Here is a 6,682-nt window from a genome sequence, read left to right as displayed (position 1 = left end):
TTTGCCGTGTTGCGGCCACCGACTCGGCGGCATGCTGAGTTGGCTGATGGGGCTCGGGAAGAGGTCGCTATCGAGATTGGGGTCAGTCCGCAGGCTGCCGCTATGCAGATTCTGCGGGCGCAGCGCCTGGCGACTCGGCTGCCGGCGACTGTGGATGCGTTGGCTGCCGGGGATATTGACTTCAAGCGGGCGTTGGCGATGGATGATCTGACCGAGGTGTTGTCGGTGGAGGATGCGGGGCGGGTGGAGCGGCGGGTGTTGGCCTACGGAGGCCGGACCAACCCCAGCCGGTTCCGGGACTCCATCCGCTACCACGTGATCAAGGTGGATCCTGGGTCGGCCGAACGTCGTCGGGTGGCTGCTCGGGAGGAGCGTGATGTCACGTATATGGCGGGGGAGGATGGGGTGGGGCATCTGGGTGCTGTCTTGACTGCGGAGCAGGCGTTGGCTGCCCATCAGCAGATTGACAAGTTGGCTCGGAAGGTCAAGACGCCGGATCGGACGTTGGGGCAGTGTCGGGCGGATGTGTTGTTGGGCATGATCTTGGGTGAGCAGCGGGAGCGGGTGAGGGTTCAGGTGAATGTGACGGTCCCGGCTACCACGCTGATGGGCCTGAATGAGCGGCCGGGTGTGCTGTCAGGGTATGGGCCGATCACGGCTGAGCATGCCCGTGAGTTGGCCCAGCAGGCCACCTGGCGGCGGATTCTCACCGACCCGGCTGGGCATCTGTTGGAGGCCAGTCCACGTCGGTTCCCCTCACCGGCGATGGCGGAGCATGTCCGGTTGCGGGATCAGACTTGTCGGATGCCGGGGTGTACGACGACCGCTCATCGGTCGGAGATCGATCACACTGTTCGTCATTGTGATCAGGGGCTCAGTAGTACGGACAATCTCGCCGCGTTGTGTAAGTATCACAATCTGCTCCGCGAGCGGAGCGAGTGGGATATTTGTCAGCCGAGGGAGGGTGTGTTGGTGTTTACCAGTCCTGAGGGTCGCCGGTACCAGACCACACCTCCAGCGCTCGTTGGGTGAGGATCAGTTGTCTTTGGCTGGAATGGAACCACAGAAGGGTAACCAGCGCTGGAACCGGGACCCGAGGCTGGAAGCCGCACTCCAAGGTGACCAAACAACGTTTCGCGCCCAGCACTATTCGTTTTTCGAACGACCGATAAAAGGGCAATCAGGCCGGCCAGTCCGGAGGAAGCCAATTGACCGCATACCAGAGGTCCATTCGATGCTGAGCCTGGCCGAGGTCGACCTTCAAAGCACGTTCGACCAACTGGATCCGGTGGCGAACGCTGTTGCGGTGCACTTTCAGCAGGACGGAGCTGCGGTCCCAGTTGCCGTGGTTGGCCAGCCAGACCCGGAGGGTCTCGACCAGTTGGTCGGCGGTGGGGGAACGGATCTCGGTGAGGGGTGCGAGGGTTCGCCTGGCGAATGCGCGGGCTTGGGCGGGGTCGACCAGGGAGGACACGGACTCGTTGGCGGTGTCCGCGACGACTGGTTGTCCGCTTGCGGCGGCTCGGCGGCGTAAGGCCACTGCTTCTCGTTCGGCTGAGCGTAGGTCAGCCAGGGCGGTTACGCCGCTCATGCCGATCAGCCAGCCGCGCTTGTGCAGCGTTTCCACTGCTGCCTGGTTGGGCGCGGATCGGGCCGCTACTACTGCGCGGAATGTGCCGTCGGCCAGGTCGATCAGGGGGGTGCCGAGGAGTTGGGCGAGTTGGGCGAAGTCGCCGTCGGTGTCGAGGCGGGAGCGGCGGCGCACGTCCACGCCGGCTACCACCCGATAGTCCTGACCTGCCCGGTTGTCCAGCAGGGTGGCCAGGATGTCGCCGGTGGACTCGGCCGCCGCGCCGCCGGCGAGCAGCAGCCGGGCGGCGAGCCGCGAGGTGTGCCCGCGGGAGGCGTCCACGTCGCGGCGGACCAGGCCGAGCAGGGCCAACGCCATGGCCACGACCGCGCGGTCGGCGACTGTGAACGGCCGATTTCGACCTACGACCAGCACCGCCGACGGCTCCACGGGATGCAGGACGGCGTGGTCGGTGCCGATCCGGGTGCTCGCCGTGCGCAGGCCCGTTCCGCCGCGCAGCTTCCCGGCCAGGCTCTTCAGGTCGTCGGACGGCCCCGGGGCCAGGCCGGAGGCGGTCACCACCGTTCCTTTCGGGTCCAGCAGCATCGCCCAGCCGGCCAGGGACGTCGCCAAGGCACGGACCGTCGTCTCAGTTGGTCGGGGTCGGGCCGCCGCGCGGGTAAGGGCCCGCTGGCCGTCCGCAATCACCCGCAACTCGACATTCTGGGCATCCGCCAGCGCGGCCCCGACCGCCTGGCTGACCGCCAGGAACGGGGTCCGTTCGGGCACCGCGATCAGGGGTAGATCGTGGTCCTGACAGGACTTGACGAGCGCGTCCGGCACCGCGTCGTACACCGGGGTCACGCCGAAACCCAACGCGGTCACATCCGCCTTGACCAGGCCGGCCACGTATGCCTCGACGTCCGCCGGCCGCTTCGGGAAGTTCACCCCCGCGGTCAGCAGGAACTCCTGGCCCAGCAGGTACGGCACCGGGTCGCGCAGCTCGCTGACATGCGCCCAGCACACCGGGCGGTCCAGGTTCGCCTTGCCGGCCTTCACCTCCAGGCCCAGCTCGGCGCGGTCGACCACGGTCCGTAGCGGGACCGTCCTGAGCGTCATCACGCCTCCAGGGGCCGATTCATCCAATGGCGGTCACCTGATTGTGCAGATCACCCGCTGAACCGGCCAGAGCCGGGTGCGTACGGTGACCGGAACGACATACCGGGAGGCACCTGATGGCCTTGGACTACCTGGTGATTGTGGCCTACCTGCTCGGCATGGTCGGCATGGGGTGGTGGGGGATGCGCCGCGCCACCACGAAGAGCGAGTACCTGGTGGCCGGACGCCGGCTCGGCGGCCCGATGTACGCGGGCACGATGTCCGCGATCGTGTTGGGCGGCGCGTCCACCATCGGCGGCGTACGCCTCGGCTACCAGTACGGCATCTCCGGGGCGTGGCTCGTGCTGTCGATCGGCATGGGCATCCTGCTGCTGTCGGCGGTGTTCGCGCGACGGATCTCGCGGCTCAAGGTGTACACCGTGTCCGACATGCTGGACCTTCGGTACGGCGGGTCGACCGCCGCCGTGTCCGGCGTCGTGATGTGGGGTTACGCGCTCATGCTGACGGTCACGTCCCTGGGCGCGTCGTCCACGATCTTCCACGTGCTGTTCGGGTTCGACCGGTGGGCGAGCATCCTGCTGGCCGGGGCGGTGGTCGTGCTGTACTCGGTGCTCGGCGGCATGTGGTCGATCTCGATGACCGACATCGTCCAGTTCGTCGTGAAAACCCTCGGCATCGTGCTGCTCCTGCTGCCGATCGCGCTGGTCCGGGCTGGCGGGTTCGAAGGCATGCGAGCCCGGCTGGACGCGAGCGCGTTCGACTTCACCGCGATCGGCGGCACCACCATCCTGACGCTGGTCGTCACATACACCCTCGGCCTGTTGATCGGACAGGACATCTGGCAGCGCGTGTTCACCGCGCGGACCCCGAAAGTCGCCACTTGGGGCGGGGTCTTCTCCGGCCTGTACTGCGTGGTCTACGCGTTCGCGGGCGCGCTGATCGGGATGGCCACGGCGTCGCTGTTCCCCGGGATCGGCGAGAAGGACACGGCTTTCGCCACCGCCGTCGAAGAATTCCTGCCGATGGGCGTACGCGGGTTGGTGCTCGCGGCCGCCCTCGCCGCGCTGATGTCCACGTCCAGCGGCGCGCTCATTGCCTCGTCCACGGTCGCCTCGAACGACATCTGGCCGCTGATCACCCGCCGCAAGTCCCAAGAGGACGTTCACTCGAACAGGCTGTTCACGCTGGTGCTCGGGGTGCTGGCGATCGTGCTCGCGATGCTGATCGAAGGCGTGATCGCGGCGTTGACCGTCGCCTACAACCTGCTGGTCGGCGGGTTGCTGGTGGCGATCGTCGGCGGTCTGGTGTGGCGACGGGGAAACCGGCGCGGCGCGTTGGCGTCCATGGTCCTCGGCGTGGTAACTGTCGTGATCGTCATGTTCACCAACGGGTTGGACGCCAACGAGGTCATCTTCTACGGCCTGGGTGTCAGCCTGGTCAGCTATGTCGCGGTGAGTCTCTTGCCGGTACGCGAGAAAGAGGAGGTGCCGGCATGATCGGGCCGGTCGACAGTTCGGTGGTGCCCCGGTTCGCCGGCCCGGCCACGTTCGCCCGCCTGCCCAGGCTGGACCAGGTGCCGTCCGCCGACGTGGCCGTGGTGGGTGTCCCGTTCGACTCGGGGGTGTCGTACCGGCCGGGCGCCCGGTTCGGGCCGGCCGCGATCCGGGAGGCGAGCCGGCTGCTCCGGCCGTACCACCCCGGTCTGGACGCTTCGCCGTTCGAGGCCGTGCAGGTGGTGGACGCCGGGGACATCGTGTGCAACCCGTATGACATCGGGGCCGCCGTCGGGTCCGTCCAGGAACACGCCACGGACCTGCTGGACGCGGGCTCCCGGCTGGTGACCATCGGCGGGGACCACACGATCGCGCTTCCCTTGCTGCGGGCGGTCGCCGCCAAGCACGGACCGGTGGCGCTGGTGCACTTCGACGCGCACCTCGACACCTGGGACACGTACTTCGGTGAGCCGTACACACACGGGACCCCGTTCCGGCGAGCCGTGGAGGAGGGGATCCTGGACACGTCCGCGCTCTCCCACGTGGGCACGCGCGGACCGCTGTACGGCCGGGCTGACCTGGCCGAGGACAAACGGCTGGGCTTCGGGATCGTGACCTCGGCGGACGTGATGCGGCGCGGGGTCGACGAAGTCGTGGCCGCGCTGCGGGACCGGATCGGGAACCGGCCGCTGTACATCTCGGTCGACATCGACGTGTTGGATCCGGCGCACGCGCCCGGCACGGGAACCCCCGAAGCCGGCGGCATGACCAGCCGTGAACTACTGGAGATCCTGCGCGGCCTGGCCGGGACACGCCTGGTGTCGGCGGACGTGGTGGAGGTCGCGCCCGCGTACGACCACGCCGACATCACGTCCGTCGCCGCCGCGCACGTCGCGTACGACCTGGTCACGCTGCTGGCGATGGGGGCGGAGTGAGGACCGGCGGGGATCTCGTCGTCGAGTCGCTGACCTCGTTGGGCGCTCGTACCGTCTTCGGGCTGCCAGGTCAGCACGCACTGGGCATGTTCGACGCGCTACGGCGATCTTCGTTGCGGTACATAGGGAACAGGCTCGAAGTGAACGCCGCCTTCGCGGCCGACGGCCACGCCAGAGTGACGGGTGACGTGACGCCACTGCTTGTGTCGACCGGGCCTGGCGCGTTGCAGACCCTCGCCGGACTGCAGGAGGCGGCGTCGGCGTCGGTGCCGGTGGTGGGGATCAGCAGCCAGATCCCGGTCGCCGGCCTCGGCGGGGCCCGGCGCGGGTTCCTGCACGAGCTGCCCGACCAGCGCGCGAGTTTCCGGGACGTGGTCAAGCACACGCGGGTGGTGCGGGCCGCGTCGCAGATCCCGTCGGCGCTCGCCGAGGCGTGGGAGATCGCGGCGAGCGCCCCGACCGGGCCGGTGTGGCTGGAGATCCCCCAGGATGTGCTGCTCGGGCCGGCCGGTGTGCCATCGCCGGAGGTGAGCTGGTCGCCGCGTGAGTTGCCGCCACGGCCGGAGTTGGTCGCTGAAGCCGCTCGCTTGTTGTCCGAGGCGGCGCGGCCGATGATCCTGGCCGGTGGGGGAGTGGTCCGCGGCGGTGGCGCGGACGCTTTGCTCGAACTGGCCGAGAAACTCGACAGCCCGGTGGCCACCACGTTCGGCGGCAAAGGTGCTTTCCCTTGGCATCACCGGCTTTCGCTTCAGTCGTGGCTCGAGGACGGCAGCATGACCGCGTACCTGGAGTCGGCGGACGTGCTGCTGGTCGTGGGGTCGGGGCTGGGCGAGTTGTCCAGCAACTACCACCGGTTCCGGCCGACCGGGCACGTGATTCAGGTGGACGCCGACCTGGGGAAGTTGGAGGCCAACCACCCGGCGCTCGGGATCCACGCCGACGCGGCGCTCACATTGCCGGCGCTGGTGGCCGCGGTGTCCACAAGGGACTCTTCGGTCGACGTGTCCGATCTGCTGCGCGCGGTCCGCGAACGGGTCGCCGAGTTCGGCCTGGAACAGGAAGTTCTGGCAGCGGTCCGGAACGCGTTGCCGGCGGGGACACCCAGCTTCTGGGACATGACGATCCTGGCGTACTGGGCGTGGTCGGCGTGGGACGGGCCGATGCACTCCGCGCAAGGCGCCGGCGGCCTTGGATACGCCTTCCCGGCCGCGCTGGGTGCCGCGTCCACAGTAGACGGACCGGTGCTGGCCGTGTCGGGTGACGGCGGCGCCATGTACGGCCTGGCCGAACTGGCCACCGCCCGGCAGCACAACCTGCCGGTGACCTGGCTGATCGTGGACGACGGCGGATACGGGATCCTGCGCGGGTACATGGCTGATCCGTTCGGCACCGAACTGGCCCGGCCCGACTTCGTCGCGCTCGCTTCGGCTTTCGACGTACCCGCGACCCGCACCACGCCGGACCGGCTGCGCGCCGACCTGGCCACGGCGTTGACCGAGCCCGGCCCGCACGTGGTCGTGCTGCCGGCCCGGCTGCGCATGTTCGAGCCTTCGCACGCTTGAGAT

The 6,682-nt window shown here is 68.6% G+C and carries 5 protein-coding genes; 4 read left to right on the top strand and 1 reads right to left on the bottom strand.

Translation table 11 applies throughout. The annotated features are described in order from the left end of the window. Nucleotides 1-6 precede the first annotated feature (6 nt). Nucleotides 7-1,032, top strand: coding sequence for an HNH endonuclease signature motif containing protein (locus EV192_RS47400; RefSeq protein ID WP_243727539.1), 1,026 nt, complete (start codon nucleotides 7-9; stop codon nucleotides 1,030-1,032). Between the two features lie 148 nt (nucleotides 1,033-1,180). Here EV192_RS47400 and EV192_RS57040 read toward each other — a convergent pair whose 3' ends face one another. Then, nucleotides 1,181-2,689, bottom strand: coding sequence for a PucR family transcriptional regulator (locus tag EV192_RS57040; protein WP_132125343.1), 1,509 nt, complete (start codon nucleotides 2,687-2,689; stop codon nucleotides 1,181-1,183). A 116-nt stretch (nucleotides 2,690-2,805) separates the two neighbouring features. On the opposite strand from EV192_RS57040, the gene EV192_RS47390 reads away from it, so the two are divergent. Genes EV192_RS47390 through EV192_RS47380 form a run of 3 tightly spaced genes read left to right on the top strand, consistent with a single transcriptional unit; the run spans nucleotide 2,806 to nucleotide 6,679 of the window. Next, complete coding sequence (locus EV192_RS47390; protein WP_132125342.1) at nucleotides 2,806-4,185, top strand: sodium:solute symporter family protein; 1,380 nt, start codon at nucleotides 2,806-2,808, stop codon at nucleotides 4,183-4,185. After that, complete coding sequence (speB, locus tag EV192_RS47385; RefSeq protein WP_132125341.1) at nucleotides 4,182-5,117, top strand: agmatinase; 936 nt, start codon at nucleotides 4,182-4,184, stop codon at nucleotides 5,115-5,117. Before EV192_RS47390 ends, speB begins: the two co-directional genes overlap by 4 nt. Further along, a complete protein-coding gene (locus EV192_RS47380; RefSeq protein ID WP_132125340.1) occupies nucleotides 5,114-6,679 on the top strand; it encodes a thiamine pyrophosphate-binding protein in 1,566 nt (521 codons plus the stop codon). The genes speB and EV192_RS47380 overlap by 4 nt, the downstream gene beginning before the upstream one ends. The last annotated feature ends 3 nt before the right edge of the window (nucleotides 6,680-6,682 follow it).

Origin of the sequence: Actinocrispum wychmicini (assembly GCF_004345645.1) — a bacterium.
Lineage (GTDB): Bacteria > Actinomycetota > Actinomycetes > Mycobacteriales > Pseudonocardiaceae > Kibdelosporangium > Kibdelosporangium wychmicini.
The sequence above is the reverse complement of the archived record's forward strand: the minus strand, read 5'-3'. Positions and strand labels throughout refer to the sequence as shown.